At 71.0% G+C, this 24,297-nt stretch carries 25 protein-coding genes and 1 pseudogene; 17 read left to right on the forward strand and 9 right to left on the reverse strand.

The genetic code is table 11. The features are described from left to right. Positions 1–13 precede the first annotated feature (13 nt). The 4 genes from Scani_RS29245 (at position 14) to Scani_RS29260 (ending at position 2,887) form a co-directional block, all read left to right on the forward strand. A complete protein-coding gene (locus tag Scani_RS29245; RefSeq protein ID WP_159480789.1) occupies positions 14–445 on the forward strand; it encodes a Fur family transcriptional regulator in 432 nt (143 codons plus the stop codon). 170 nt (positions 446–615) lie between these two features. Next, positions 616–972: a WXG100 family type VII secretion target gene (locus tag Scani_RS29250; protein ID WP_159480790.1), complete on the forward strand. Its 357-nt coding sequence runs from the start codon at positions 616–618 to the stop codon at positions 970–972. Between the two features lie 183 nt (positions 973–1,155). Continuing rightward, the gene (locus Scani_RS40285) at positions 1,156–2,193 is read left to right on the forward strand and encodes an NlpC/P60 family protein (RefSeq protein WP_159480791.1); all 1,038 of its coding nucleotides are present in this window, start codon (positions 1,156–1,158) and stop codon (positions 2,191–2,193) included. 100 nt (positions 2,194–2,293) lie between these two features. Further along, entirely contained in the window at positions 2,294–2,887 is a 594-nt protein-coding gene (locus Scani_RS29260; RefSeq protein ID WP_159480792.1) for a hypothetical protein, read from the forward strand. A gap of 120 nt (positions 2,888–3,007) precedes the next feature. Here Scani_RS29260 and Scani_RS29265 read toward each other — a convergent pair whose 3' ends face one another. From Scani_RS29265 to Scani_RS29275, 3 genes are read right to left on the reverse strand one after another with little or no spacing between them, the layout of a single operon-like run. Beyond that, positions 3,008–3,826: an isoprenyl transferase gene (locus Scani_RS29265; RefSeq protein ID WP_159480793.1), complete on the reverse strand. Its 819-nt coding sequence runs from the start codon at positions 3,824–3,826 to the stop codon at positions 3,008–3,010. Between the two features lie 56 nt (positions 3,827–3,882). Continuing rightward, positions 3,883–4,629 (reverse strand): DNA repair protein RecO, encoded by a 747-nt coding sequence (gene recO, locus Scani_RS29270; protein WP_159480794.1) that lies wholly within the window; start codon positions 4,627–4,629, stop codon positions 3,883–3,885. Between the two features lie 57 nt (positions 4,630–4,686). Beyond that, positions 4,687–4,899 carry a hypothetical protein gene (locus tag Scani_RS29275; RefSeq protein WP_159482446.1) on the reverse strand — a complete coding sequence of 71 codons (213 nt, stop codon included), beginning with the start codon at positions 4,897–4,899 and terminating at the stop codon, positions 4,687–4,689. A gap of 118 nt (positions 4,900–5,017) precedes the next feature. On the opposite strand from Scani_RS29275, the pseudogene Scani_RS29280 reads away from it, so the two are divergent. From Scani_RS29280 to Scani_RS29315, 8 genes and pseudogenes are all read left to right on the forward strand, one after another. Then, a pseudogene (locus tag Scani_RS29280) lies at positions 5,018–5,839 on the forward strand (helix-turn-helix domain-containing protein). Continuing rightward, a complete protein-coding gene (locus Scani_RS29285) occupies positions 5,836–6,048 on the forward strand; it encodes a DUF397 domain-containing protein (RefSeq protein WP_159480795.1) in 213 nt (70 codons plus the stop codon). The pseudogene Scani_RS29280 and the gene Scani_RS29285 overlap by 4 nt, the downstream one beginning before the upstream one ends. 241 nt (positions 6,049–6,289) lie before the next feature. Further along, positions 6,290–7,720 carry an ATP-binding protein gene (locus Scani_RS29290; RefSeq protein WP_159480796.1) on the forward strand — a complete coding sequence of 477 codons (1,431 nt, stop codon included), beginning with the start codon at positions 6,290–6,292 and terminating at the stop codon, positions 7,718–7,720. Further along, the gene (locus Scani_RS29295) at positions 7,717–8,145 is read left to right on the forward strand and encodes a roadblock/LC7 domain-containing protein (protein ID WP_159480797.1); all 429 of its coding nucleotides are present in this window, start codon (positions 7,717–7,719) and stop codon (positions 8,143–8,145) included. Before Scani_RS29290 ends, Scani_RS29295 begins: the two co-directional genes overlap by 4 nt. After that, on the forward strand, positions 8,142–8,504 hold the full coding sequence (locus Scani_RS29300) for a DUF742 domain-containing protein (RefSeq protein WP_159480798.1): 363 nt from the start codon (positions 8,142–8,144) through the stop codon (positions 8,502–8,504). The genes Scani_RS29295 and Scani_RS29300 overlap by 4 nt, the downstream gene beginning before the upstream one ends. A 28-nt stretch (positions 8,505–8,532) precedes the next feature. Then, positions 8,533–9,111: a GTP-binding protein gene (locus Scani_RS29305; protein WP_078889372.1), complete on the forward strand. Its 579-nt coding sequence runs from the start codon at positions 8,533–8,535 to the stop codon at positions 9,109–9,111. Next, positions 9,108–10,490 carry a cytochrome P450 family protein gene (locus tag Scani_RS29310; RefSeq protein WP_159480799.1) on the forward strand — a complete coding sequence of 461 codons (1,383 nt, stop codon included), beginning with the start codon at positions 9,108–9,110 and terminating at the stop codon, positions 10,488–10,490. The genes Scani_RS29305 and Scani_RS29310 overlap by 4 nt, the downstream gene beginning before the upstream one ends. Further along, entirely contained in the window at positions 10,406–11,641 is a 1,236-nt protein-coding gene (locus Scani_RS29315) for a cytochrome P450 family protein (RefSeq protein WP_159480800.1), read from the forward strand. Before Scani_RS29310 ends, Scani_RS29315 begins: the two co-directional genes overlap by 85 nt. A gap of 156 nt (positions 11,642–11,797) precedes the next feature. Here the strand turns inward: Scani_RS29315 and Scani_RS29320 are convergent, their stop codons facing one another. The 3 genes from Scani_RS29320 to leuA all read right to left on the reverse strand — a co-directional run bounded on the left by Scani_RS29320 (position 11,798) and on the right by leuA (position 15,835). After that, complete coding sequence (locus tag Scani_RS29320; protein ID WP_159482447.1) at positions 11,798–12,505, reverse strand: TerB family tellurite resistance protein; 708 nt, start codon at positions 12,503–12,505, stop codon at positions 11,798–11,800. A gap of 329 nt (positions 12,506–12,834) precedes the next feature. After that, positions 12,835–13,869 carry an SGNH/GDSL hydrolase family protein gene (locus tag Scani_RS29325; protein WP_246296214.1) on the reverse strand — a complete coding sequence of 345 codons (1,035 nt, stop codon included), beginning with the start codon at positions 13,867–13,869 and terminating at the stop codon, positions 12,835–12,837. A 187-nt stretch (positions 13,870–14,056) separates the two neighbouring features. Next, positions 14,057–15,835: a 2-isopropylmalate synthase gene (gene leuA, locus Scani_RS29330; protein WP_159480801.1), complete on the reverse strand. Its 1,779-nt coding sequence runs from the start codon at positions 15,833–15,835 to the stop codon at positions 14,057–14,059. A 323-nt stretch (positions 15,836–16,158) separates the two neighbouring features. Here leuA and Scani_RS29340 point away from each other — a divergent pair, with 323 nt between their 5' ends. The 5 genes from Scani_RS29340 (at position 16,159) to Scani_RS29360 (ending at position 21,612) form a co-directional block, all read left to right on the forward strand. Beyond that, on the forward strand, positions 16,159–17,247 hold the full coding sequence (locus Scani_RS29340; protein WP_159480802.1) for a M4 family metallopeptidase: 1,089 nt from the start codon (positions 16,159–16,161) through the stop codon (positions 17,245–17,247). Positions 17,248–17,360: 113 nt separating this feature from the next. After that, on the forward strand, positions 17,361–17,627 hold the full coding sequence (locus tag Scani_RS29345; RefSeq protein ID WP_159480803.1) for a protealysin inhibitor emfourin: 267 nt from the start codon (positions 17,361–17,363) through the stop codon (positions 17,625–17,627). Between the two features lie 625 nt (positions 17,628–18,252). Then, positions 18,253–18,909 (forward strand): LamG domain-containing protein, encoded by a 657-nt coding sequence (locus tag Scani_RS29350; RefSeq protein ID WP_159480804.1) that lies wholly within the window; start codon positions 18,253–18,255, stop codon positions 18,907–18,909. A gap of 85 nt (positions 18,910–18,994) precedes the next feature. Continuing rightward, positions 18,995–20,368 (forward strand): GH1 family beta-glucosidase, encoded by a 1,374-nt coding sequence (locus tag Scani_RS29355; protein ID WP_159480805.1) that lies wholly within the window; start codon positions 18,995–18,997, stop codon positions 20,366–20,368. Continuing rightward, the gene (locus Scani_RS29360) at positions 20,365–21,612 is read left to right on the forward strand and encodes an MFS transporter (RefSeq protein ID WP_159480806.1); all 1,248 of its coding nucleotides are present in this window, start codon (positions 20,365–20,367) and stop codon (positions 21,610–21,612) included. The genes Scani_RS29355 and Scani_RS29360 overlap by 4 nt, the downstream gene beginning before the upstream one ends. A gap of 40 nt (positions 21,613–21,652) precedes the next feature. On the opposite strand, the gene era is transcribed toward Scani_RS29360, so the two are convergent. The 3 genes from era to Scani_RS29375 all read right to left on the reverse strand — a co-directional run bounded on the left by era (position 21,653) and on the right by Scani_RS29375 (position 24,094). Then, complete coding sequence (gene era, locus Scani_RS29365; RefSeq protein ID WP_371872388.1) at positions 21,653–22,600, reverse strand: GTPase Era; 948 nt, start codon at positions 22,598–22,600, stop codon at positions 21,653–21,655. A gap of 124 nt (positions 22,601–22,724) precedes the next feature. Beyond that, positions 22,725–23,090 carry a cytidine deaminase-like protein gene (locus Scani_RS29370; RefSeq protein WP_159480808.1) on the reverse strand — a complete coding sequence of 122 codons (366 nt, stop codon included), beginning with the start codon at positions 23,088–23,090 and terminating at the stop codon, positions 22,725–22,727. A 113-nt stretch (positions 23,091–23,203) separates the two neighbouring features. Continuing rightward, on the reverse strand, positions 23,204–24,094 hold the full coding sequence (locus Scani_RS29375) for a helix-turn-helix transcriptional regulator (RefSeq protein ID WP_246296218.1): 891 nt from the start codon (positions 24,092–24,094) through the stop codon (positions 23,204–23,206). Positions 24,095–24,297: the final 203 nt, after the last annotated feature.

Genomic DNA, 24,297 nt, shown 5'->3' on the forward strand with positions numbered 1-24,297 from the left:
TAGGGAGGCAACGGTGGCGACGAGCGCGGGATCTCCGGTACGCGGCCGGTCGACGCGGCAGCGGACCGCGGTGTCGGCCGCACTCGACGAGGTCGACGAGTTCCGCAGTGCGCAGGAGCTGCACGACATGCTCAAGCACAAGGGCGACTCCGTCGGGCTGACCACCGTCTACCGGACGCTGCAGTCCCTCGCCGATGCCGGTGAGGTCGATGTGCTGCGCACCAGTGAGGGCGAGGCGGTCTACCGCCGGTGCAGCACCGACGATCACCACCACCATCTGGTGTGCCGGGCCTGCGGCAAGGCCGTCGAGGTCGAGGGCCCCGCGGTGGAGAAGTGGGCCGACCAGATCGCCGCGGAGCACGGCTTCCGGGACGTCGCGCACACCATCGAGATCTTCGGGACCTGCGGGGAGTGCGCGGCACGACCGGCCGCGGAGCAGAAGTAGCAACGCGTACGCGAACGGGCCGCCTTCATACGAAGGCGGCCCTTTTGTCCGTCCCGGCCCCTGCCCTCGGCTCCCGCGGAACCGTGCCGGGGGATGCCTGTCAGGTACACGCTGGTGCTAGCCTTGACGCGGCATCAGCGTGGAGTTAAGCGCTTACACGGGGGTAGAACATGGGCGTTCTCGGGGAACTCTGGGACGACGGCACGAAGCTGGTCGGCGACGTGGTCGAGATCGGCAAGGACGTCATGATGGCGCCGGCCGAGATCGCGCACTGGGTCCTGACCCAGATGTTCGGCGGCGGCGAGGCCGATCTGCAGAAGATCGCGACCGAGTTGAAGGCCCTGAGCACCGAGCTGGACGGCCTGACCAAGGAGATCAACACCACCCTCGGCCACCTCACCTGGCACGGCCCGGCCTCCGACGCCTTCGTCCGCGTCGCGCACGGCCGCGTCAAGGAGATGAACACGATCTCCGACGATCTCTCCACCCTGAGCACGTCGGTCACCCGCCTGTCACAGGTCTACTGACGCCACGTCTCCACTGACACCACGTCAGTCCATATCAGGGCACTGCGCCCAGGGAGTCCGCCCTCTGCCGGACTCCACCTTCACCCGGCTCCCGCTCTGCGGAGCCCGAGGCCTTCGAACCACGATGTCCCCCGGTACGCCGGGCATGTCGCGGTTCACCACCACATCACGGGGGTTGTACGGATGGCAGGCGACACGTTCGGCGTGGAGACGGCGGAACTCGCCAAGATCGAGAAGGACTGGCACTCGGTCAGCCGGCGGATGGCGGAGCTGAACAAGCGGCTCGGGGAGATCAAGGAAACGCTGGTCACCGCGGCGAGCATCGACCTCGCGACCGCACCGCTCGCCGCGCTCCCCGGCTTCGGCATCGCCTACCAGGTGCTCGCGGACGTGAAGGACATCGCCGAGGTGAGCGGCCGCCTGGAAGAGAACAAGAAGAAGCTGCTCGAAGAGCTGGCGGGCGACGCCGGGAAGATCAAGAAGGTCAAGGCCGAGTACGAGGCCAACGAGAAGAAGATCGAAGACGAACTCAAGAAGATCAAGGACCGGAAGAAGGACCACGACGCCCCCCACTCCCCCGGACACACCGGCGGCGGCAGTTCGGGCGGCGGCAACGGCGGGTCCTCCGGTGGAGGCGGCGGTGGCGGTGGCGGTGGCGCCACCGGCGGCGGGTCCGGCCCGGCCCCCTCGCAGGGGCACGGCGACGGCAAGTGGGACACCAAGGGCGACTGGGACGCCTGGTCGCCGGGCAAGCACCACACGACCACCGGTGCGGGCGTCGAGACCGCGCCCGACACCTCCGGCCTCCCCGGCGAGCGCAAGGACATCATCGACCGCGCCCTGGAGCGGGTGAACCACCGCATCGGCTACAGCCAGTCGGCCACCACCAACGGCTACCGCGACGACTGCTCGGGCTTCGTCTCCGCCGCCTGGGGCCTGGAGCCGCCGGGTCTGAACACCTACGGCCTGATGGGCAACAACACCGCCCATGTGATCACCAAGGACGATCTGCAGCCGGGCGACGCGCTGATCGCCGGCGACCACACCGTCCTCTTCGGCGGCTGGGCCGACAAGGAACACACCAAGTACATCGCCCTGGAGGACAACGGCTCCCAGGGCACCGTCTCGCACATCATCCCGTACCCGTACTACTCCGGCGACGCCGCGCACGAAAGGTCGATCGGCAAGCCGTACGTGCCCTACCGCCGCAACGGCCTCTAGGACGCGTCCGACGGACCGGCCCGGGACCGCCCGGCACCCCGGGCCCGCCCCGGGCCGGTCCCCGGCACGTCCGGGCCCGCACACGAGAGAGAACGCCTACATGTTCACCCGCCGCCTGCTCGCCGCAGCCGCTGTCGCTGCGACGCTGGCCACGCTCACCTCCTGCAAGGGCGAGGACCCGGCCGCCTCCCCGGAGGGGAGCGCGTCCGCCGCCGCGTCACCGGCGTCCACCCCGACCGGCGCAGCGACCGACGGACCGACCGACGCGGCGTCCCCCGCGGCCTCGGCCTCCGCCTCCGGGCAGAAGGACCTGCCGATCGACCCGGAGCCCACGTCCGACTGCACCCCGGCCAAGCTGCCCGAGGGACACCGGATGGTGCAGGTCATCCGGGCACCGGCCGGGGGACAACTGGCCGTCAAGGAGGCGAAGTTCGCCTGCGACCCCAACGGGGGCGGCTACGCGGGAACGGGCAAGGCCGGCCAGTACCGGCTGGCCGCGGGAGCCACGGCCGAGCTGACCACCAGCGCCACCGGCCACCGCACGGTGCCCCTCGCCACGCTCACCGAGCACCTCACGGCCTGCCTGAAGCACGACCAGGTCAAGGCGCCCCTCGCCTGCTCGGGAGACATCTACGAGCTCACCCTGAACGGCTCCGGCGCCGTCTCGCACCTCCGCGAGATCTGGCACTCCTGACGGGTCCCGGGCGCGCGAAAGGGGCCGGCAGCGTTCGGGCGAACGCCGCCGGCCCCTTCCTCGTGAGCCCGCTGAGACCCATGAGCCCCAGGCGGCTCATCGGCCCGATGCCCGACGTCCTTACGTCGCGGACTCGCCCTCCGCCTCCGGTGCCGCCCCGAACCTGCGGTCCCGCTTCGCGTACTCCAGGCAGGCCTGCCACAGATTCCGCCGGTCGAAGTCCGGCCACAGGATGTCCTGGAAGACCATCTCGGCGTAGGCGCTCTGCCAGATCAGGTAGTTCGAGGTCCGCTGCTCACCGGACGGCCGCACGAAGAGATCCACATCCGGCATGTCCGGGTAGTACATGTACTTCGCGATGGTCTTCTCGTTCACCTTCGACGGGTCCAGCCTTCCGGCCCGCACATCCGCCGCGATGGCCGCCGCCGCATCGGCGATCTCGGCCCGCCCGCCGTAATTCACGCAGAAATACAGCGTCATGGCGTCATTGTCCTTGGTCTGCTCCTGCGCGATCTGGAGCTCCTGCACCACGGACTTCCACAGCTTCGGCATCCGGCCGACCCACCGGATACGAATACCCAGCGCGTCCATTTCGTCACGGCGCCGCCGGATCACATCGCGGTTGAAGTTCATCAGGAAGCGGACCTCGTCGGGCGACCGCTTCCAGTTCTCCGTCGAGAAGGCGTACAGCGAAAGGTTCTTCACGCCCATTTCGATGCAGCCCTTGAGGACGTCCAGGACGACACCCTCGCCGACCTTGTGCCCCTCGGTGCGCGGCAGCCCGCGCTCCTTGGCCCACCGGCCGTTGCCGTCCATGACGACCGCCACATGGTTCGGGACGAGCTCACCGGGGATCTTCGGCGGCCGCGCACCGGAAGGGTGCGGCTCGGGCGTCACGTACTCACGTCGATTACGGCCCAGAATCCCGCGTCGTGCCATGCGGCCCACGTCTCCTATGTGTCTTGAGGGGCGTTTTTTCTTGAGGGGCGGTGTCGCTATTTCTCTACGTACCGGAGGGAACGCAGGCCCCGCTCCACATGCCAGTGCAGATACGCCGTGACGAGCCCGCTGCCCTCCCGGGCATGACGGGCCTCACAGGCGTCCGCGGTCTCCCAGTCGCCGGTCAGCAGCGCGCTGAGGAGCCCGATGGCCTCAGAGGAGGGTACGACGCTCCCCGGCACCCGGCAGTCACCGCAGGTCACACCGCCCGACGCCACCGAGAAGAACCGGTTCGGACCGGGCATCCCGCACCGCGCGCAGCTGTCGAAGCTCGGCGCATAGCCGTTGACGGCGAGCGAGCGCAGCAGGAAGGCGTCCAGCACCAGATGCGGCTCGTGCTCGCCACGGGCCAGCGTCCGCAGCCCGCCGACCAGCAGCAGGTACTGCTGCACGGCGGGCTCGCCCTCGTGGTCGGTGAACCGCTCGGCGGTCTCCAGCATGGCCGTCCCGGCCGTGTAGCGGGCGTAGTCCGTGACGATCCCGCTGCCGTACGCCGCGATCGTCTCGCTCTGCGTGCACAGCGGCAGCCCGCGCCCGATCAGCTCGCTGCCGCGCGCATAGAACTGCACGTCGACGTGCGAGAACGGCTCCAGCCGCGCCCCGAACTTCGACTTCGTCCGGCGCACCCCCCGGGCCACCGCACGGACCCGTCCGTGCCCCCGGGTGAGCAGCGTGATGATCCGGTCCGCCTCACCCAGCTTCTGGGTGCGCAGCACGATGCCGTCGTCGCGGAACAGACTCATGGCGCCATTCTCGCGCATGGGCGAAGCGGGCCGGGCCGGGTGCCCCTCAGGCCCCCTTCAGCTCCGCTCACCCCCGGAGCGCTCCGTCAGCGCGTCGGTCAGCCGCCGGGCGACCTCCATCGAGCAGCGCCCCAGTTCCACGAGCGGCGGGATGTAGCAGTGGGCGATCGACACCGGGTCGGGACGCAGCGAGGGCAGGACGACCCCCGCACGGGCCAGCGCCTCCCGCAATTCCGTCGTCACGTCTTCCACTTCCTTGAACTGCTGCATGAGCATCCGCACTTTCCGTGAGGGGTTTCACTGTTCGCAGTCAGAGCGTGACGGTGCGGAACTACGGTGGGCAAGGGGGCGGCCCCTGCAACGGGCGAGCAGAGAAAGGACGTACGCCATGGCCAACGCATCACGGCAAGCTGCTTGGGAGTTCTGGGGCACGGAGCTCAAGCGGCGACGGGAGGATGCGGGCTTGACCCAGGAGGCGCTGGGCCGGAGGGCCTTCGTGTCCGGCGGCTACATCGGCCAGTTCGAGCAGGCGATCAGGAAGCCGCAGCTGGATGTGGCGGTGCGGATCGATGAGGTCCTGTAAACCGACGGTTTTTTCGAGCGGATGTGGCGGCGACTGATCGGCGCGTCTCCATTCGAGTCCTACTTCGCAGCAGTAGCGGAGCTGGAAGCCCTCGCCACCAAGATCTGTGAGTTCGAGTCTCTCCTGATCCCGGGACTGCTGCAGACACCAGGGTATGCCCGCGAGGTAATGCTGTCGGCGACCCCGTTGACCTCCGAGGAGGAGCTGGACGAAAAGGTCTCGGCCCGGCTGGAACGAGCGCAGATCTTCAAGGGCCCGGCCAAGCCCGAGTATTGGGCGATCATCCACGAGGCAGCGCTGCGGGTCCCGGTCGGTGGAGCGGCCCAGATGGCGGAGCAGCTGGACCATCTCGTCGCTCTCGTGCGAAGCCGTCGAGTGGTGCTCCAAGTGATCCCGTACGCGCAAGGGGCACACTCGGCCATGTCTCATTCCATGAAGCTCATGGAGTTCGCAGACACACCGCCCACCGTCTATACAGAGGGCCTGTTTTGGGGCCAACTGCTCGACGACTCGGCGATGGTGAAGCGCGCGACGGCGACTTACGATCTCCTCAGGGCCGCCGCGCTGTCGCCGAAGGTGTCCCTGCCTCTGATCGAGTCGGCGGCGGAGAGCTACAGGAGTTCATGAGCCGATACGACCTGGCCACTGCCCAGTGGCGCAAGAGCAGCTACAGCAGTGGCGCCTCTGACAACTGCCTCGAGGTCTCCGACAGCCACCCCGGCATCGTCCCCGTCCGCGACAGCAAGACCCCCCACGGCCCCGCCCTCGCCTTCCCGGCGGCGGGATGGGCCTCGTTCGTCGACGCCGTCAAAAACTCGCATTTCACCGGCGCCTGACCACCTTTCACGAGGCGTACACACCAGGCACACAAAGGCCCCGCCATCCCACTGGATGACGGGGCCACATCACGTTATGGTCCGGGTCATCGCGGGCGGAAGGCGACCTTCCGTACTTCTCAGTCCCCCATGGGAAGTGCCCCTCACGGCACGTCAACTCCCCGGTAGCATCCCGTGATGATCGGCAGCACGACGCCGTGATGGCCGGCCGACCCAGTCAGTACCCCAATTGAGGATCTCGATGACATCCATACCGGAGGCGCTGTTGTGGTGCCTCAGCGCAGGTACGGCCGCCGCCGTGGTCCTGGCGGCGCTCTCGATCCGGGCGCGCGGACAGCGCGCGGACCTGAGATCACGCCTCTCCGCCGCTGAGGAACAGAACAGCGCCACGCTGCACAGCAATACGGAGCTGTCGGCCCGGCTGCGCGCCACCGAGGCCGAGATCCGGCACCTGGCCGGTACCCGGCTCCCCGACCTGACGCTGGCGCTGGCCCACCCGCATGTGCCCGTCCCGGGGCTGATGGACGCCCGGTTCGCCGGTACGGAGACCGACCAGGCCCTGAGCGCCGTACTGGAGCAGGTCAGCGACGCGATCACCAAGGAGCGGGCGCGCGTCGACGCCGCCGCCCAGTCCACCCTCCGCGGCGCGACCACCACCATCCAGGCGCTGCTCTACCGGCTCCAGACGTCGCTGCAGGAGATGCAGCACCGCTACGACGACCCGAACGTCGCCCAGGACCTGCTGAACGCGGACTTCCTCAACGAGCAGGCGCTGCGGCGCATCCAGGCCACCGGTGTCGTCTGCGGCGCCTGGCCGGGACTGACCCGCGAGGACTCCTACCTCGCCGAGCTGGTCGTCGGCGCCACCTCCCGGCTGCGCGGCTACGAGCGGGTGCAGGTCAGCAACCAGCTGCGCGACCCTATCGCCGTCGTGGCGCGGGCCGTGGAGCCGGTCGCGATCGTGGTGACCGAGCTGCTGGCCAACGCCCTGCACCACTCGCACCGCGAACTGCCCGTCACCATCACCCTCCAGCAGGGCAACCGCGGCGCCTCCGTCATCGTCGACGACTACGGCGTCGGTATGCACGACGACGAGATCAAGGCCGCGATGGAGCTGCTGGCGGGTGACGACGACCTGCTGCTCACCCAGCTCGGCGACCCGCCGCGGTCCGGGTTCGCGGCGGCCGGCCAGCTGGTGCGCCAGTACGGCTTCGGGGTGCATGTCGAGCCGTCGCCGTACGGCGGTGTGCGTGCGGTCGTGTACATCCCCGGTGACCCCCTCCTCACCGTCCTCGACGAGAGCGCCCAGCCGATGTCCGTGATGGCTCCTCTGCCGCACCGTTCCGGGGTGCCGGACCGGGCCGGCTCCGCGCTGCCGACCGGTGCCACGCCGCCGGCCGCGGCGCCCGCCGCGCCGTCCGCACCCGCCGCGCCGTCCGCGGCCTCCTACGAGGCGCCCGCCCCGCAGGCCGAGGGCGAGCTGCCGCGCCGGCGCCGCCGTCAGCCCGTCTCCGAACTCGATGAGAGTGCCGAGCGCACCGAATCGCTTCCCCCGCGCTCCCCGGAGGAGACCGGATCCCGTTGGGCCGCACTCCAGCGCGGTACCGAAACCGGCCGGGCAGCCGCCCAGTCAGAACCCCCTCGCAGTCCCGAAGGGAACGCACAGTCATGAACAGCCCCACCCGCCGCCGTGTTGCCGAGGACAAGTCCTGGGTGCTGGCGCCCCTCATGGAGTTGCCGCATGTTATTCACGCAGCCGTGATCTCCGGTGACGGTTTCATCGAGGGCGCCTCGCCGGGTCTGCAGCGTGACTCCGGCGAGGGTGTCGCCGCGATGATGTCCGCGCTCCAGGGTGCGGGCCGTGCCGTGACCGCGGCGTTCGCCGGGAAGGACGACACCCGGCTGCGGCAGACGGTCATCGAGTCCGACGACGGCTTCGTCTTCGCGATACCCGCCGGCGAGAACACCTGCCTCGCGGTCTTCGCCGGTCCGGAGGTGAACATGGGTGTCGTCGCGCACCATATGCAGATCCAGGTGACGACGCTGGGCAACAAGGTCATGAACAGCCCGGCCCGGGATCTGGGCAACCCCGTATGACCCCGCGCCAGAGCAGCGGCAGGCGCCTCGTCCCGGCCTATCTGGCCACCGGCGGACGCGCCCAGCCCAGCCGCAACACCCTGGACCGGCTCAGCCTGCTGCACAGCGTGGGCATGCCGATCACCAGCGAGGTACGCCCGGAGGAGCACCGCATCCTGGAGCTGCTGCAGCCCGGGGCGCTGTCTCTGGCCGAGGTCGCCGCCCACCTTCACCTGCCGGTGAGCGTGGTGAAGGTGCTGGTGGCCGACCTTGTCGATGCCGGGCGGCTGCACGCCCGGGTCCCCATTCCCGAAGCCGAGCAATTCGACCGACAGATCCTGGAGAGGGTTCTCGATGGACTCCGCTCTCTCAAGTCCTAGCGCCCACGCCGGCGCGAGCACCGGCAGCATGTACCTCTCCGGCGAGAACCAGACACTGGTCAAGCTCCTGGTGGCGGGGCCGTTCGGGGTCGGCAAGACCACGCTCATCCGTGCGCTGTCCGAAACCCCGCCGCTGCACACCGAAGAGGTCATGACCCAGACCGGCGCGATCGTCGACGATCTCGCCGGTGTCCGGGAGAAGACCACCACCACCGTCGCCATCGACTTCGGGCGGCTGACCCTGCCCGGGGACCTGGTGCTGTATCTGTTCGGCACCCCCGGACAGAAGCGCTTCCGTCCGCTGTGGCAGGACATCGCCCGTGGCGCGCTGGGCGCCCTGGTCCTCGCCGACACCCGTCGGCTGGCGGACTCCTTCGAGGTGATGGACATCGTCGAGGAGGCCGGGCTGCGCTACGCGGTGGCGGTCAACACCTTCCCCGACGCGCCCCAGTACGACGTCGAAAAGCTCCGTGAGGCGCTCGATCTGCACCCCGAGACGCCGCTGGTGCTGTGCGATGCCCGCGACCGGGAGCAGTCCGTCGATGCGCTCATCGCGCTCGTCGGGCACGTCCTGGCCCACACCCCCGAGGAGAACCCGAACCCGTGACTTCCCCGCACCAGCCGGGAGCCGCACCGCCACCGGGCTGCCCGGCGCACGCCGCCCCTCCGCAGCAGTACCCGCCGGCGCAGCCCGACGCACAGACGCCGGTGAAGCTCTACGGACCGGACTTCGCCGCCGACCCGCACCGCATCTACGCGCATTTGCGGCAGTACGGCGCGCTGGCTCCGGTCGAGATCGCACCGGACGTGACCGCGATGCTGGTCACCGACTACCGGGCCGCCCTCGACCTGCTGCACGACGACACCACCTGGTCCAAGGACTCCCGGGAGTGGATGACGACCGTCCCGCCGGACTCCCCCGTCATGCCGATGCTGATGTGGCGCCCCAACATCTTCTACGCCGACGGTCCTGCGCACGTCCGCTACCGGGACGTCGTCGTCGACAGCTTCAAGCTCGTCGAGCCGCATGAGCTGCGCGCCCGAGTCCACCACGCCGCGGACTCCCTGATCCGGCGGTTCGGCGCGCACGGCGAGGCCGATCTGATCGCCGATTACGCGCGGCTGATCCCGCTGGTGATGTTCAACAACCTCTTCGGGCTGCCGGATTCGTACAGCGACCGGCTGATCGCGGCCATCGGCGGCATGCTGGACGGCAACTCCCCCGAGGAGGCCGCCGCCGCCAACGAGGCGTACACCAGCTACATCATGGAGCTGGTCGGCTCGAAGAAGGCCGAGCGCGGGCCGGACCTGACCTCCTGGTTCATGGACCACCCGAACGCGCTCAACGACGAGGAACTGATCCACAACATCATCCTCACGATGGGCGCGGGCAACGAACCGCTCGCCAACCTCATCGGCAACGCGCTGTCGCGGATGCTGTCCGACGACCGCTACTACAACACCCTCTCCGGCGGCGCGCTGACCGCGCACGACGCCATCAACGAGGTGCTGTGGAACGACCCGCCGCTGACCAACTACTCCGCCCACTTCCCGGTCCGTGACGTCTTCTTCCACGGCACCTGGGTGCGCAAGGGCCAGCTGGTGATGGTGTCCTACGCGGCCGCCAACAGCCAGTTCGACACCACCGGACAGGCGGGCCCCGGCTCGGGCGGCGGCTCGCACCTGTCCTGGGCGGCCGGTCCGCACGCCTGCCCCGTGAAGCGGCATGCGCTGCTGATCGCCACCACCGCGATCGAGCGGCTCACCGCCTGGCTCTCCGACATCGAACTCGCCGTGGACGCAAGCGAGTTGACGTGGCGCAACGGTGCGTTCCACCGGGCCCTCGCCGCGCTCCCGGCCCGGTTCACCCCCATCACCCCCGACCAGGCAGGAGCCACTCCATGGCACAACAGGGACAGCAGCCCTACGTCATCGACCCGGTCGGAAGCGATATCCACGGAGAGGCGGCCCGCCTCCGCGCACTAGGCCCGCTCGCGCGGACCGAGCTGCCCGGCGGCATCGAGGCCTGGTCGGTCACCAGCCACACGCTCCTCAAGCAGCTGCTGACCGACGACCGGGTCTCCAAGAACCCCCGGGAGCACTGGCCCCTGTGGCAGCGCGACGACATCCGCGGCAGCTGGCTGCAGTCGTGGATCGGCGTCACGAACATGTTCACCGCGTACGGCCCCGACCACCGACGGCTGCGCAAGCTGATCGCCCCGGCGTTCACCGCGCGGCGCACCGACGCCATGCTCCCGCGCGTGGAGGCCATCACCACGGCCCTCCTGGACGGCCTGGCCGCCCTGCCCGCGGGCGAGCCCGTGGACCTGCGCGCCCGCTTCAACCACCCGCTGCCCATGCAGGTGATCTGCGAGCTGTTCGGCTTCCCGGAGGGCGAGCGGCGCGTCGAACTCGCCCGCCTCGTCGAGGCCATCATGGACACCACGGCCACCCCGGAGCAGGCCGGCGCCACCGGCGCGGCCGTCCATGCGCTGCTGTCCGGCCTGGTCGGCGAGAAGCGCGAGAACCCGGGCGACGACCTGACGAGTCTCCTGGTCTCCTCGCGGGACGACGAGGGCCGGCGGATGACCGAGCAGGAGCTGCTCGACACCCTCCTCCTCGTCATCGGCGCCGGCCATGAGACCACCGTCGACCTCCTCGGCAACGCCGTGCACGCCCTGCTCACCCACCCCGAGCAGCTCGAGCTGGTGCTGTCGGGCGAGGTCCCCTGGAACGACGTGATCGAGGAGACGCTGCGCTGGGCCCCCAGCATCGCCGCCCTCCCGCTCCGTTTCGCCGTGGCGGACATCGAGATCCCGGACGGCCCCACCATCCGCAAGGGCGAGGCGATCCTCCCGGCGTACGCGGCGGCCGGGCGGGACGCCGCCTTCCACGGCGAGACGGCCGACGGCTTCGACATCGAGCGTTCCCAGAAGGAGCACCTCGCGTTCGGCCACGGCGTCCACCACTGCCTGGGTGCCCCACTGGCCCGTATGGAGGCCCGGATCGCGCTCCCGGCCCTCTTCGCCCGCTTCCCCGGCCTCCAACTGGCCGAGCCTGCGAGTGAGTTGGAGCCCACGAGCGGTTTCATCTCGGGCGGTCTGCGCAGCCTGCCGGTGCGTCTGACTCCGGCCTGAACCGGCCGGCCGCTCCCGGTGTCCGACCCCGTCGCCCTGCTGTGGCGGCGGGGTCTTTCCGGCTTCCGTGCGGCCGTCGCGCCGCGGACCCGGTCAGGTGTGCGGCGGCGTGTTCCGTCGGCCGGACCGCAGCCTCAGGAGGGGGTACATGCCGCCTCAGGAGGGCGTGCGCGCCGCCGCCAGCAGCCGGTTCGTCTCGGCGGGGCGGAGCATGAGGGCGCTGCCGACCGTGCTCAGCACCTCGCGTTCCGCGGGCGTGTAGGAGCCGTCGGCGAGGGCGATGCGGGCGCCCTGGAGGAGGATCGCCTCCCGGCCCGCGGGGGCGAGGTGCGGGGCGAGCGGTTCCAGCGACTCATGGAGCTCTATGGCCAGCGCGGTGCCGCACGGGTCCAGGCCCTGGGGCCCGCAGTTGCCGCCGGTCACGGCGTCGTAGGTGCCGGTCAGCCGGCCGGTGTCGGCGGCGAGGGCGGCGAGCAGGGTCAGCAGTTCGTCCTCGGAACAGTCCGGGAAGCCGGCCGCGCGGACCGTGTCGACGGCGGCGTCGCGGACCGCACGGGAGGAGGTGCCGCCGGCGGCCAGCAGCGCGAGGGTGACGGTGTGGACGGCGTCCCTGAGCATCGCGGAGAAGCGGACGGTGGTGGGGTGGTCGAGGACGTCCGGTCCGAAGCGGCCGTGGCAGGCCGAGCACTCCAGGACCGGGCCGGTGGCGCCGCGGGGCAGCAGCGGGACGCCGAGGACGGTGAAGCGGCGGCGGCCGGTCCGGCGGAGGTAGTTGCGGTCCCCGCCGCAGTCCGGGCAGAAGAACTCGCCGTCGGCGACGGTGCGCCAGGACGTGCGCACGCCCGTCACACACATCTTGTGCATCACGTCAGCCCTCCGTAACTACCCCGTAGCCTCACGGCACGGGCGGGGTCCCCCAGCGGTAGCTGGAGTAGTGCCCCCATGGCCCCCTCGTCGCATTGGACGTGATGTTAGCCACATACGTGATGCGACGTCAGCACCTCGTACCGGACAACTGGCCGGATGACGAAGGCCCCTGCCCCTCCGGGAAGAGGGGCAGAGGCCTGTGGACGCCGTGAACAGCGTGGCTGTGCGGAGGCGGGCCGCGGACGGGGCGGCCGCGGGCCCCGGTCGGCCCGGGGCGGGCTTGGCCAAAACGGTGGGGGTACGGCCGGATCGCCCCGGGCCGCCCGTCACCCCATCGAGGTCATCAGCGCCCGGGTCACCTGCCGCGCCTGGTTGTCCAGGCCGCGGGCGTTGGGGTGGACGAAGGTGCAGGCCTCGCCGGAGCCGGGGATGGACTTGCACAGCTCCGAGGGCTCGTCGGTCTGGTGGCCGTCACCGGTGAGGTTGTCCCTGACGCCGTACATCCACTTCGCGTCCCCGCTCTCGCACACGCCGTGGTTCACGCTGGGCCCGTAGGTGTCGACGTAGAGGGCGGCGTGCTGGTCGGCGTGCCGGTGGAGCAGCCCGTTCAGATGCTTTTCGAGCCCGTCCAGCCAGGGCATGTCGCCCTTCTTGACGCTGCCGAGCTGGTTCCAGTGCAGGAACGAGCAGCCGGAGCCGTCCGGAACGATGGCGGGGTAGCCGACGACGGCGACCCTGGCGTGCGGTGCGCGGCGGTGGATCGCCGTCATCATGTGCCCGAAGTCCGCGTCGAGCTGCGCGAACCGCTCGTCGAGCCAGTCCGCCCCCTCGCCCGCGCCGGTGTAGTAGTTGGTGCAGGGCTTGGTCTGCAGGGGCTTACTGATGCCCAGTTCGAGGCATTTGGTCACGATGGACCCGAAGCCGAGGGAGTTGCCGCCGATGCCGACGGTGACGTAGTCGGTGCCGGGGTTCAACGCGTCGAGCTGCGGGGGCAGATCGGACCAGCCGCCCTCCGGCGGGATCGACGGCGGTCCGTAGATCTTGGATGCCGGCTGGGGCCCCAGGATCCCGTCGACGACCTCGGCGGCCCCGCAGGTCACGTCCCTCAGCTGGAATCCCAGCTGATGGGCGACCTGGTGCGGGTAGTTGCGCGTGGAGCGGCCGCAGCCGTCGTGCTCCTCCCAGGGGCGGACGAACACCCCGGCGCTGTACGAGTCGCCGAGCGCCACATACTCCGGGCGGTCCGCCGCCCGCGCCGGTGCGCCGGAGGCCGCCGGGGCGAGCGCGGAAGCCACCACGGCCAGCGAGGCCGCCGCCGCGAGGAGGAGCCGGGAGAGTGCGGGCATGCCGTGTCTGCTCATCTGCACGTCCTTGGTGTCCGGCGCCGTGGCCTGTCCGACGAGCGCCGGTCACCAAAAGTACTGACACGCTTACTCACTGTGACCTGAAGGGAGTTCAAACCCCACCTTCAGGTGGCGGGGTCGCACAACGGCGCCCCCGCCGCTCGGTGCGAGCGACGGGGGCGCGTAGGGCGGTGCGGCTGCCGGGTCAGCGGCCCGCGCGGTTGACGGCGGAGACGACCGCCTTCAGCGAGGCGCGCGTGGTGTTCGCGTCGATGCCGATGCCCCACAGCACCTTGTCGCCGATCGCGCACTCGATGTACGAGGCGGCCAGCGAGGAGGCGCCCTCGCTCATGGTGTGCTCCTGGTAGTCCAGCAGCCGGGCGTCGATGTCGATGCTCTGCAGCGCGTCGAAGAACGCGGAGATCGGGCCGTTGCCGCTGCCGACCAGCACCGTTTCCGCACCGTCCACCTCGGCCTCGACGGTGAGGGTGTCGATGCCGTCCTTGTCGGTGGTGGTCTGGCCGTTCTTGACCTGGATGCGGCCCCACGGGTTCTCGGGGTTCGGCAGGTACTCGTCCTGGAAGGCGGACCAGATGGCGGCGGGCGTGACCTCGCCGCCCTCGGCGTCGGTCTTCCCCTGGATGATCCGGGAGAACTCGATCTGCATCCGGCGCGGCAGGTCCAGCTTGTGGTCGTTGTTCAGGACGTAGGCGATACCGCCCTTGCCGGACTGCGAGTTGACGCGGATGACGGCCTCGTAGGAGCGGCCGACGTCCTTGGGGTCGATGGGCAGGTACGGGACCGCCCACTCGATGTCGTCCACGGTCTTGCCGGCGGCGGTGGCCTCGGCCTCCATGGCGTCGAAGCCCTTCTTGATGGCGTCCTGGTGGGAGCCGGAGAAGGCGGTGTAGACCAGATCGCCCGCGTAGGGGTGGCGCGGGTGGATCTCCATCTGGTTGCAGTACTCGCTCGTGCGACGGATCTCGTCGATCTGCGAGAAGTCGATCTGCGGGTCGACGCCCTGGGAGAACAGGTTCATGCCCAGCGTCACCAGGTCGACGTTGCCGGTGCGCTCGCCCTGGCCGAACAGGCAGCCCTCGATGCGGTCGGCGCCCGCCATGATCGCCAGCTCGGCGGCGGCGACGGCGGTGCCGCGGTCGTTGTGCGGGTGCACGGACAGGCATACGTGCTCGCGCCGGGACAGGTGGCGCGCCATCCACTCGAAGCGGTCGGCGTGCGTGGAGGGCGTGGAGCGCTCGACGGTGGCCGGCAGGTTCAGGATGATCTCGCGGCCCTCTTCGGGCTGCCAGACGTCACAGACCGCCTCGCAGACCTCCAGCGCGAAGTCCAGCTCGGTGTCGGTGAAGATCTCCGGGCTGTACTGGTAGCCGAAGATCGTCTCGTCGCCCAGGATCTTGTCGGCGTACTCCATGACCAGCCGGGTGCCGTCCACGGCGATCTGCTTGACCTGCTCCTTCGAGCCGCGGAAGACGACCCGGCGGAAGGTGGGCGCGGTGGCGTTGTACAGGTGCACCGTGGCGCGGCGGGCGCCGCGCAGCGATTCGACGGTGCGCTCGATCAGCTCCTCGCGGGCCTGCGTCAGGACGGAGATCGTCACGTCCTCGGGGATCGCACCCTCTTCGATGATGGAGCGGACGAAGGCGAAGTCGGTCTCACCGGAGGAGGGGAAGCCGACCTCGATCTCCTTGTAGCCCATGCGCACCAGCAGATCGAACATCTCGCGCTTGCGGGCCGGCGACATCGGGTCGATCAGCGCCTGATTGCCGTCACGCAGGTCGGTCGACAGCCAGCGGGGCGCGGCGGTGATGCGGTTGTCCGGCCAGGTGCGGTCGGAGATGTCGACGGCTTCGTAGGGGCGGTACTTGTGGACCGGCATACCGGAGGGCCGCTGCAGCTGCGTCGCATTGGTGACCGGGGTGGGCCGGCCGACGGCGTGGTCTGCGGGGCTCGACGGATTCGTCATGGTGCGTGGGGCTCCTCGTATGTCCGCTGGGGTCCCCCTGCTCCTCGGAGTCAGGGAGAGGCCGACGGGGCGAAAATCGCAACACCGAACTCCGCGGGGAGGGGGTCGGCCTACGACTACAGGCCCTCGCCGCGGCAGCTAAGGAGAAGCAGCCCGAAACGCATGATGCACAGCACCTTAGCCGAGGTGCGCCCTGTCCGGCGGTCGCGTATCAGTATGCGGGACCGGACGCCCGTTGTTCCCCAAATGCGACCAACCACACTTTTTCGGGAATTTCGGCCGCAGGCAGTGACAGTTGCATTACACAGTGCCACCGTTTGTTCATGGACCTCAACGACGCACCATCAGATCCCGCCACCCGCCACACGCCCGTCTTCTGCACGATCATCCCGCCGCACATCCTCGACAACCTGGCACAGTCCGACGACCCGGAGCGGCACGAGCCCGCCCGCCGCACCCTGGAGCACGACCACGCACGGCGCGCCGAGCGCCGCGAGCTCGCCGCCCGCGGCGGGCTGACCCCGGGAGAGCCCGACGCCGCCGCCGACAAGCCGCGCCGCACCATCTACGACGCCCGTCACCAGGAGAACCTGCCCGGCCACAAGGTGCACGCGGAATCGGACGGCCCGTCCAAGGACGCCTCCGTCAACCGCGCCCACGCCGGCCTCGGCGCCACCTTCGAGCTCTACCTCAAGATCTACGGCCGCAAGTCCATCGACGGCGCCGGCCTGCCGCTCGACGCGACCGTCCACTATGGCCGGAAGTACGACAACGCCTTCTGGGACGGCGAGCGGATGGTCTTCGGCGACGGCGACAACGACCTGTTCAAGGACTTCACCATCCCTGTCGACGTCATCGGCCACGAACTCACCCACGGCGTCACGCAGTACACCGCCAACCTCACCTACGAGGGCCAGCCCGGCGCCCTCAACGAGTCCGTCTCCGACGTCTTCGGCGTGCTGATCAAGCAGTACGCCCTCGGCCAGACCGCCGACCAGGCCGACTGGCTGATCGGCGCCGACCTCCTCGGCCCGAACGTCACCGGCACGGCGCTGCGCTCGATGAAGGCCCCGGGCACCGCGTACGACGACGACGTCCTGGGCAAGGACCCGCAGCCCGCCACGATGAAGGGCTACGTCCGCACCACCGACGACAACGGCGGCGTCCACATCAACTCCGGCATCCCCAACCACGCCTTCTACCTGGCCGCCACCGCCCTCGGCGGCAAGGCCTGGGAGCGCGCGGGCCAGGTCTGGTACGACGTCCTGACCGGCGGCAAGCTCAGCAAGGACGCGAAGTTCGCCGACTTCGCCGCCCTCACCGTCAAGGCGGCCAAGGCCCGCTTCGGCGCCGGCGACGAGCACGAAGCCATGGTCAAGGCCTGGACACAGGTCGGAGTGACCCCGAAGTAACGGCGCCACGAGGTCCGTGGGGCGGGCGGCGCCGGCAGGCCCGCCCGCCCCACGCACGGTTAGCGTGGCCGTACGGGGTAGAAGTCCGTCGGAGGACGTCGGAGGAGACCGTTATGCGCATCCATGTTCACCGCACCGGCGGCTTTGCGGGCGTCGACCGTCGCGCCGAGGTCGACACCTCGGACCGCCCTGACGCCCGCGACTGGCAGTCCCTCGCCGAACGCGCCGTCGCCACCGCCCGCACCGAGCCCCCCGTCGGGGTACCGGACGGCTTCAGCTACCAGATCACGGTCGACGGCCGGACGGTGTACTGCTCCGATCCGCGGCTCACGGACGAACAGCGCAAGCTGATCACCAAGGTGATGAAGGAAGGGTCGTAGCCGCTCCCGGCAGGCCTCGCAGGGCCCGGCCGCCGGCCTTCCGGCGGGGCCGCGGGCGGGGCTTTGGGCGGGGCTTTGGGCGGCGCTTCGGGCGCGTTCTCGCCACTATCACGTTCTGAAGTCGTACAACCTCAGCGCGTGGTGATCCGTATCACCTGCACCAACAGCCCGGAATACCCGCTCCACACCTTTGGTCGTGCTTTATGGAGCTATGCAACCCGCCCCGGCTGCGCTTAAGTTCCCGCCCACAGCACGTTCACAGCATGCCCGCGCATGCCTTTTCGTCGATGAGGTGGGGGACTTGGCAGACAGAACTGCGGCAGCACAGCGAAGGCGCTTGCATCCGATACGGGTGGCGGGGCTGAGCGGGCTCCTGGTGGGGGCGCTTTCCGTGGCTCTCGGGCCGTCCGCCTGGGCGGCGCCCCATACCCCCACGGCCGTCACGGCCTCCGGCGCCGGGCAGACGTCCACTACAGCGCAGCCCCCTGCCGGGAACGCCGTCCCGCGGGAGGTCACTGCCCGCTGGGAGTTCGACCGGGCGTCCGAGGCGGGCGTCAACTCCGTGCCGGGCGGCCCGGCCATGACGCCGGGTGGCGGCGCGAGGCTGGTGCCCGGCGCCGGATTCATGGGAGAGGGAGGTCTCCTCCTGGACGGCAAGCGGGGGTATTCCTCCAGTGCGGTGCCCGTCGACACCGGCAACAGTTTCACGATGACCGCATGGGTGAAGGCCGACGTCGAGGAACCCACCCGCCGGATGACGCTGGTCAGCGCCGCCGGGAACGCCACCAGCAGCTTCCGGGTGGACTTCGTCCCCGCCCTCGCGCACCGGGCCGGCGGAGCGGCATGGGAAGCGACCATGGCGCGGACCGACACGGCCGGCAGCAGGACCGTCACGGCGGTCAACGCGGGGGCCTGGAACAGCGGGGCGGACTGGAACCACCTCGCGGTGGTCTACGACGCACCGGCCCAGCAGCTCCGCCTCTACGTCAACGGCCAGTTCGGCACCGCCACGTGCTTCGACGACAACGGGGACGGGGCGGCCGACGATCCGCAGTGCGTCCCGGCGGTGCCGGCGGCAGACCATGCACGCTCCTTCACCGCACAGCGGTCCCTCCAGGTCGGACGGGCCAAGAGCCATGGCACTTTCGGGGACCACTGGTCCGGGGCGATCGACGACGTACGGGCGTTCCGGGGCGCGCTCAGCGACCGGCAGATCGGCTGCCTCTCAACCCAGTTGGACGGCCTGCCGACCGAGGTGCCGCACATCCCTGAGGCGGGGTAGCGCACCGCCGCCTCCGCCGCCCCTCAACTCCCGTGCCGCACCGCCCCCTTGACACCGTTACCGCCGGTTACAAAGATCCGGGGGCATGACGAGCGAACCGGTGCCCACTGCCCTGCCCCGCTTCCCCCGTGACTTCGTGTGGGGGGTGTCCACCTCCGCGCCGCAGATCGAGGGGGCGGTGACGGACGGCGGGCGGGGGCGGTCGGTGTGGGATGTGTTCGCGGCGGAGGCGGGGCGGATCAAGGACGGGTCCGATCCGCGGGTGGCGACCGGCCACTACCACCGCTACCGGGAGGACGTGGCGCTGCTGGCGGAGCTCGGGGTCGGGGCCTACCGGTTCTCGGTGGCCTGGCCGCGGGTGGTGCCGGACGGCAGCGGGCCGGTCAGCAGGGCCGGGCTGGACTTCTACGACCGGCTGGTGGACGCGCTGCTGGCGGCGGGGGTCGCACCGGTGCCGACGCTGTTCCACTGGGACACTCCGCAGGCGCTGGAGGAGGGCGGCGGGTGGCTCGTGCGGGACACGGCCGAGAAGTTCGCGGCGTACGCGGACGTGGTGGCGGCCCGGCTCGGGGACCGGGTGGAGCGGTGGATCACGCTCAACGAGCCCGCCGAGGTGACCTTGCTGGGGTACGGGCTGGGGCAGCACGCACCGGGGCGGCAGCTGCTGTTCGAGGCACTGCCGGCGGCGCATCACCAACTGCTGGGGCACGGGCTGGCCATGCAGGCGCTGCGGGCCCGCGGGGCGCGGAGCATCGGGATCGCCAACTCGCACGGGCCGACGTGGACGGCGAGCGCGTCGGAGGCGGACACCGCGGCGGCCGGTCTGTACGACCTGCTGCTCAACCGGCTGTTCGCCGAGCCGGTCCTCCTGGGGCGGTATCCGGACGAGGAACTGGCGGCGCTGCTGCCGGGGCCGGTCGCGGAGGATCTGAAGGTCATCGCGGAGCCGGTGGACTGGTACGGGATCAACTACTACCAGCCGACGCTGGTGGGCGCCCCGGGGGCGGACGAGGCCGGGACGGCCGACTTCGGCGGCATCCGGCTGCCGCCCGAACTGCCCTTCGCGCCCCGGGAGATCGCGGGGTATCCGCGGACCGACTTCGGCTGGCCGGTGGTGCCGGAGGCGCTGACCGAGCTGCTGGTGTCGTTCCGGGAGCGGTACGGGGACCGGCTGCCGCCCGTCGTGATCACCGAGAACGGATGCTCCTACGAGGGCGTCGAGGACGGCGAGCGGATCGCGTTCCTGGACGGGCATCTACGGGCGCTGCACCGGGCCATCGCGGCCGGGGTGGACGTCCGGGGCTACTTCGTCTGGTCGCTGATGGACAACTTCGAGTGGGCGGAGGGGTACGCCCGGCGGTTCGGCCTGGTGCACGTGGACTACGCGACCCTGGAGCGGACGCCCAAGGCCTCGTACCACTGGCTGCGGGACGTGCTGCGGGAGCAGGCCCGGGGATGAGCGGCCCGGCTCCCGAGGCGCTCGCGGAGCCGTCGGAGGAAGCCGGACGGACGTGGACCGCCGCGCTGTCGCTGGCCAACGGGGCGATCTGGGTCGGGTGGTACGGGCCGCTGCAGATCCTGCTCGCGCTGCAGGCCGCCCAGCTCGCGCCGCCGGGGACGCCGAAGGAATCGGTGCTGGCGTGGGTGACCGGGGTGGGGGCCGTCGTCTCGATGGTGTCCAACCCGCTGTTCGGGGCGCTGTCGGACCGTACGGCCTCGCGGTTCGGGCGGCGTACGCCGTGGATCGTCGCGGGGAGCGCGGGCGGGACCGGCGCGCTCGTCCTGCTGGCCGGGGCGGGCACGGTGGCCGGGATGGTGCTGGGGTGGGCGCTGGTGCAGCTCACCCTCAACGCGGCGTTCGCGGCGATCACCGCGGCGGTGCCCGACCGGGTGCCGCGGCGGCAGCGCGGGGCGGTGGGCGGCTGGCTGGGTGCGGCGCAGATCCTGGGCGTGGTGGCCGGTACGGGCCTGGCGACGGCCGCGGGCACGGTGGCCGCGGGCTATCTCGCCTGCGCCGGTTTCGTGGTGCTGGGCGCCCTCCCGTACGTGCTGCTGCACCGGGACCCGGTGCTGCCGGCCGAGCGGCGCCCGGAGCTGAGCGTACGGGCGCTGGCCGCCGGCTTCTGGATCAGTCCGCGCCGCCATCCCGATCTGGGCTGGGCCTGGCTGACCCGGTTCCTGATCAACCTCGGCAACGCGCTGGCCCTGCTGTACCTGCTGTACTACCTGCGCGATGTGCTGCACCGGCCGGACCCGGGCGGCGGGGTGCTGGTGCTGACCGCGGTCAACGCCGTCACCCTGCTCGGCACGGTCGTCGTCGGCGGCTTCTGGTCGGACCGGGTCGGGCGGCGGCAGCCGTTCGTGCTCTGGGCCGGGGTGATCATGACGGTGGCGACCGGGCTGCTGGCCGGGTGGCAGACGTGGACGGGTGCGCTGTGCGCCGCGGCGCTGCTCGGGGTGGGGTTCGGCGTCTTCACGTCCGTCGACTTCGCGCTGATGACGCAGGTGCTGCCGGCCGCCGCGGACCGCGGCAAGGACATGGGCGTCATCAACGTCGCCAACGCGCTGCCGCAGGTGGCCGCCCCCGTGCTGGCCGCGCCGCTCGTCCATCACCTCGGCGGCTACCGGATGCTGTACGCCGTCGCGGCGGCGGTCGGGCTGGTGGGGGCGCTGCTGGTGCGCCGGATCCGGAGCGTGGCGTAGGGGCCGCGCCGAACCTGCGGCCCTGGGGGCCGGGCCGGGCTCAGAAGCCCAGTTTGCGCAGCTGCTTCGGGTCGCGCTGCCAGTCCTTGGCGACCTTGACGTGCAGGTCCAGGAAGACCGGCGTGCCGAGCAGGGCCTCGATGTGCTTGCGGGACTTCGTGCCGACCTCCTTCAGGCGCTTGCCCTTGGGGCCGATGATGATCCCCTTCTGGCTGGGGCGCTCGATGTAGACATTCGCGTGGATGTCGAGGAGCGGCTTGTCGGCGGGGCGGTCCTCGCGCGGGATCATCTCCTCGACGACCACCGCGATGGAGTGCGGCAGCTCGTCGCGGACGCCCTCCAGCGCGGCCTCGCGGATCAGCTCGGCGACCATGACCTGCTCGGGCTCGTCGGTGAGATCGCCCTCGGGGTAGAGCGGCGGGCTCTCGGGGAGCATCGGCACGAGCAGATCGGCCAGGAGCGCCACCTGGGTGTCCCCGACCGCGGAGACCGGGATGATCTCGGCCCACTCGATGCCCAGCTCCTTGCCGAGCTGGTCGATGGCGATCAGCTGGGCGGCCAGTGCCTTGGAGTCGACCAGGTCGGTCTTGGTGACGATGGCGACCTTGGGGGTCTTCTTGATGTCGGCCAGCTCCGCCGCGATGTAGCGGTCGCCGGGGCCGATCTTCTGGTCGGCGGGCAGGCAGAAGCCGATCACGTCGACCTCGGACCAGGTGGTCCGTACGACGTCGTTCAGCCGCTCGCCGAGCAGCGTGCGCGGCTTGTGCAGACCCGGGGTGTCGACGAGGACCAGCTGCGCCTCGGGGCGGTGCACGATGCCGCGGACCGTGTGGCGGGTGGTCTGCGGGCGGTTGGAGGTGATGGCCACCTTCGTGCCGACGAGAGCGTTCGTGAGGGTGGACTTGCCCGCGTTGGGGCGGCCGACGAAGCAGGCGAAGCCCGCGCGGTGCGCGGCGGAGGACTCTGTACGAACGCTCATGGCGCCCATTCTCCCCGATCCCGGGCGCGGCTCCGACCACCAGGGCCCCGTACGCGGCCCGCGGTGCCCGGGGCGGGGCGGGCCGCCGGAGCCCGGCGGCCCGCCCCGTTCGCCGTCGTACGGCTCCGCGCGCTCAGGCCTGTGCGTCGCCCGCCGGGACGGTGGCGCGCAGGGTCCCGTCGAGCCCGGCGAGCAGGACGGGCGTCGCGGGCCCGCCCAGGTCCCGTACGGCCGCGCGGTCCGCGTCGGCGGCGCGCTCGGCGTCGGTGACCACGGCCGCGGCCTCCAGGGACGTGGCCCCGCTGGCGACGGCCATCGCGACGGCCGTCTGCAGCGCGCTGAGCTGCAGCGAGTCCAGGGCGACGGTGCCGGCGACATAGGTGCGGCCGGTCTCGTCGCGGACGGCGGCGCCCTCGGGCACGCCGTTGCGGGCCCGCGCCGAACGGGCGAGCGTGATGATCTTGCGGTCTTCCGGGTCCAGCGGTGCGGCTTCGCTCATACGGGCGAGCATATTCCGGGCCGGGGCGGGCGGCGGGAAAGGGGGCGGCATCGGGCGGCGGGAAAGGGGCGGCGGGCAGGCCGGAGCGGGACCGGCCGCGGTCCCGCGGGACGTCACCCCGCCACGGAGGACATCTGGCCGCGCCGGCCCTCCGGCGAGGTGAGCCACTCCAGCTTCTGGGCGGTCTGCGTCCCGGGGCGCGGGTTGTGCAGCACGATCGTGAGGTCGGGGCGGACCGGGATGCGCAGCTGGGTGGACTCGAAGAGCAGGTCGCCGACGACCGGGTGGTCCATCTCCTTGTGGAGCGTCCCGCCGTCCTGGACATCGCCGCGCCCCCAGAGCCCGGCGAACTCCGTGCTGAGCCCGGAGACCTCCCGCACGACCGCGTCGAAGCCCTCGTCGCCGGGCCGCGCCGAGCATGCCGCCCGGTACTGGGCCACGACCAGGGGGGCGTTGGTCTCCCAGCTCGCGGACCGTCCGCGGTAGACGGGGTCGGTGAAGAACGCGATCAGGCAGTTGGGCGAGACCCCGGGGCGGCCGTGGCCGAGCACCAGATGCGCCGCTTCGTTGAAGGCGACGGTGTTCCAGTACGGGTCCATGATGTGCGCGGGGAACGGCATCCAGGCGTCGATCAGCCGCTGCAGGCCCGCGCACACATCGGTGAGGCCCAGCTCCTCGGCATCCTGCCGCTGGGGCGGGTTCAGCCCGGCCAGGACGTACAGATGCCGCCGTTCGGCGCCGTTGAGCCGCAGCACCCTGGCGACCGCGTCCAGTACCTGCGGCGAGACGGTGATGTCCCGGCCCTGCTCCAGCCACTGGTACCAGGACGCCCCGACCCCGGCGAGGACGGCGACCTCCTCGCGGCGCAGTCCGGGAGTGCGACGGCGGCCGCCGTCGGGCAGGCCCGCCTCGGCCGGGGTCACCCGGGCACGGCGGCTCATCAGAAAGTCCCGCAGCTCCTGGCGGCGGCGCGCGGTGTCCTGAGTGGCAGTGTTCGAGGCCACGTTTCTCCCCCTGTCAGCGTGGCTGGTGGTGCGGACACCACGATAAGTTCCCGCTCCCCACGGCGTATTCCGGGGCCACAGGCTCGGTGCATGCCAGTAACCGAGACCTCCCCGCCCACCGGCACCCCGCCGGGTGCGGGCCCCCGGGCGGACGCCTCCCCGGCCGCGGACCCGGCGCCGGCGGCGGCCGCCCCGCCCGCTCC

Origin of the sequence: Streptomyces caniferus, from assembly GCF_009811555.1 — a bacterium.
GTDB lineage: Bacteria > Actinomycetota > Actinomycetes > Streptomycetales > Streptomycetaceae > Streptomyces > Streptomyces caniferus.

Coding starts and splice junctions, on each gene's coding strand:
- Scani_RS29250 (WP_159480790.1), top strand. CDS start 616: ATGGGCGTTCTCGGGGAACTCTGGGACGACGGCACGAAGCTGGTCGGC.
- Scani_RS40285 (WP_159480791.1), top strand. CDS start 1,156: ATGGCAGGCGACACGTTCGGCGTGGAGACGGCGGAACTCGCCAAGATC.
- Scani_RS29260 (WP_159480792.1), top strand. CDS start 2,294: ATGTTCACCCGCCGCCTGCTCGCCGCAGCCGCTGTCGCTGCGACGCTG.
- Scani_RS29265 (WP_159480793.1), bottom strand. CDS start 3,826: ATGGCACGACGCGGGATTCTGGGCCGTAATCGACGTGAGTACGTGACG.
- recO (WP_159480794.1), bottom strand. CDS start 4,629: ATGAGTCTGTTCCGCGACGACGGCATCGTGCTGCGCACCCAGAAGCTG.
- Scani_RS29275 (WP_159482446.1), bottom strand. CDS start 4,899: ATGCAGCAGTTCAAGGAAGTGGAAGACGTGACGACGGAATTGCGGGAG.
- Scani_RS29285 (WP_159480795.1), top strand. CDS start 5,836: ATGAGCCGATACGACCTGGCCACTGCCCAGTGGCGCAAGAGCAGCTAC.
- Scani_RS29290 (WP_159480796.1), top strand. CDS start 6,290: ATGACATCCATACCGGAGGCGCTGTTGTGGTGCCTCAGCGCAGGTACG.
- Scani_RS29295 (WP_159480797.1), top strand. CDS start 7,717: ATGAACAGCCCCACCCGCCGCCGTGTTGCCGAGGACAAGTCCTGGGTG.
- Scani_RS29300 (WP_159480798.1), top strand. CDS start 8,142: ATGACCCCGCGCCAGAGCAGCGGCAGGCGCCTCGTCCCGGCCTATCTG.
- Scani_RS29305 (WP_078889372.1), top strand. CDS start 8,533: ATGTACCTCTCCGGCGAGAACCAGACACTGGTCAAGCTCCTGGTGGCG.
- Scani_RS29315 (WP_159480800.1), top strand. CDS start 10,406: ATGGCACAACAGGGACAGCAGCCCTACGTCATCGACCCGGTCGGAAGC.
- Scani_RS29320 (WP_159482447.1), bottom strand. CDS start 12,505: ATGCACAAGATGTGTGTGACGGGCGTGCGCACGTCCTGGCGCACCGTC.
- Scani_RS29325 (WP_246296214.1), bottom strand. CDS start 13,869: ATGAGCAGACACGGCATGCCCGCACTCTCCCGGCTCCTCCTCGCGGCG.
- leuA (WP_159480801.1), bottom strand. CDS start 15,835: ATGACGAATCCGTCGAGCCCCGCAGACCACGCCGTCGGCCGGCCCACC.
- Scani_RS29340 (WP_159480802.1), top strand. CDS start 16,159: ATGGACCTCAACGACGCACCATCAGATCCCGCCACCCGCCACACGCCC.
- Scani_RS29345 (WP_159480803.1), top strand. CDS start 17,361: ATGCGCATCCATGTTCACCGCACCGGCGGCTTTGCGGGCGTCGACCGT.
- Scani_RS29350 (WP_159480804.1), top strand. CDS start 18,253: ATGGGAGAGGGAGGTCTCCTCCTGGACGGCAAGCGGGGGTATTCCTCC.
- Scani_RS29355 (WP_159480805.1), top strand. CDS start 18,995: ATGACGAGCGAACCGGTGCCCACTGCCCTGCCCCGCTTCCCCCGTGAC.
- Scani_RS29360 (WP_159480806.1), top strand. CDS start 20,365: ATGAGCGGCCCGGCTCCCGAGGCGCTCGCGGAGCCGTCGGAGGAAGCC.
- era (WP_371872388.1), bottom strand. CDS start 22,600: ATGGGCGCCATGAGCGTTCGTACAGAGTCCTCCGCCGCGCACCGCGCG.
- Scani_RS29370 (WP_159480808.1), bottom strand. CDS start 23,090: ATGAGCGAAGCCGCACCGCTGGACCCGGAAGACCGCAAGATCATCACG.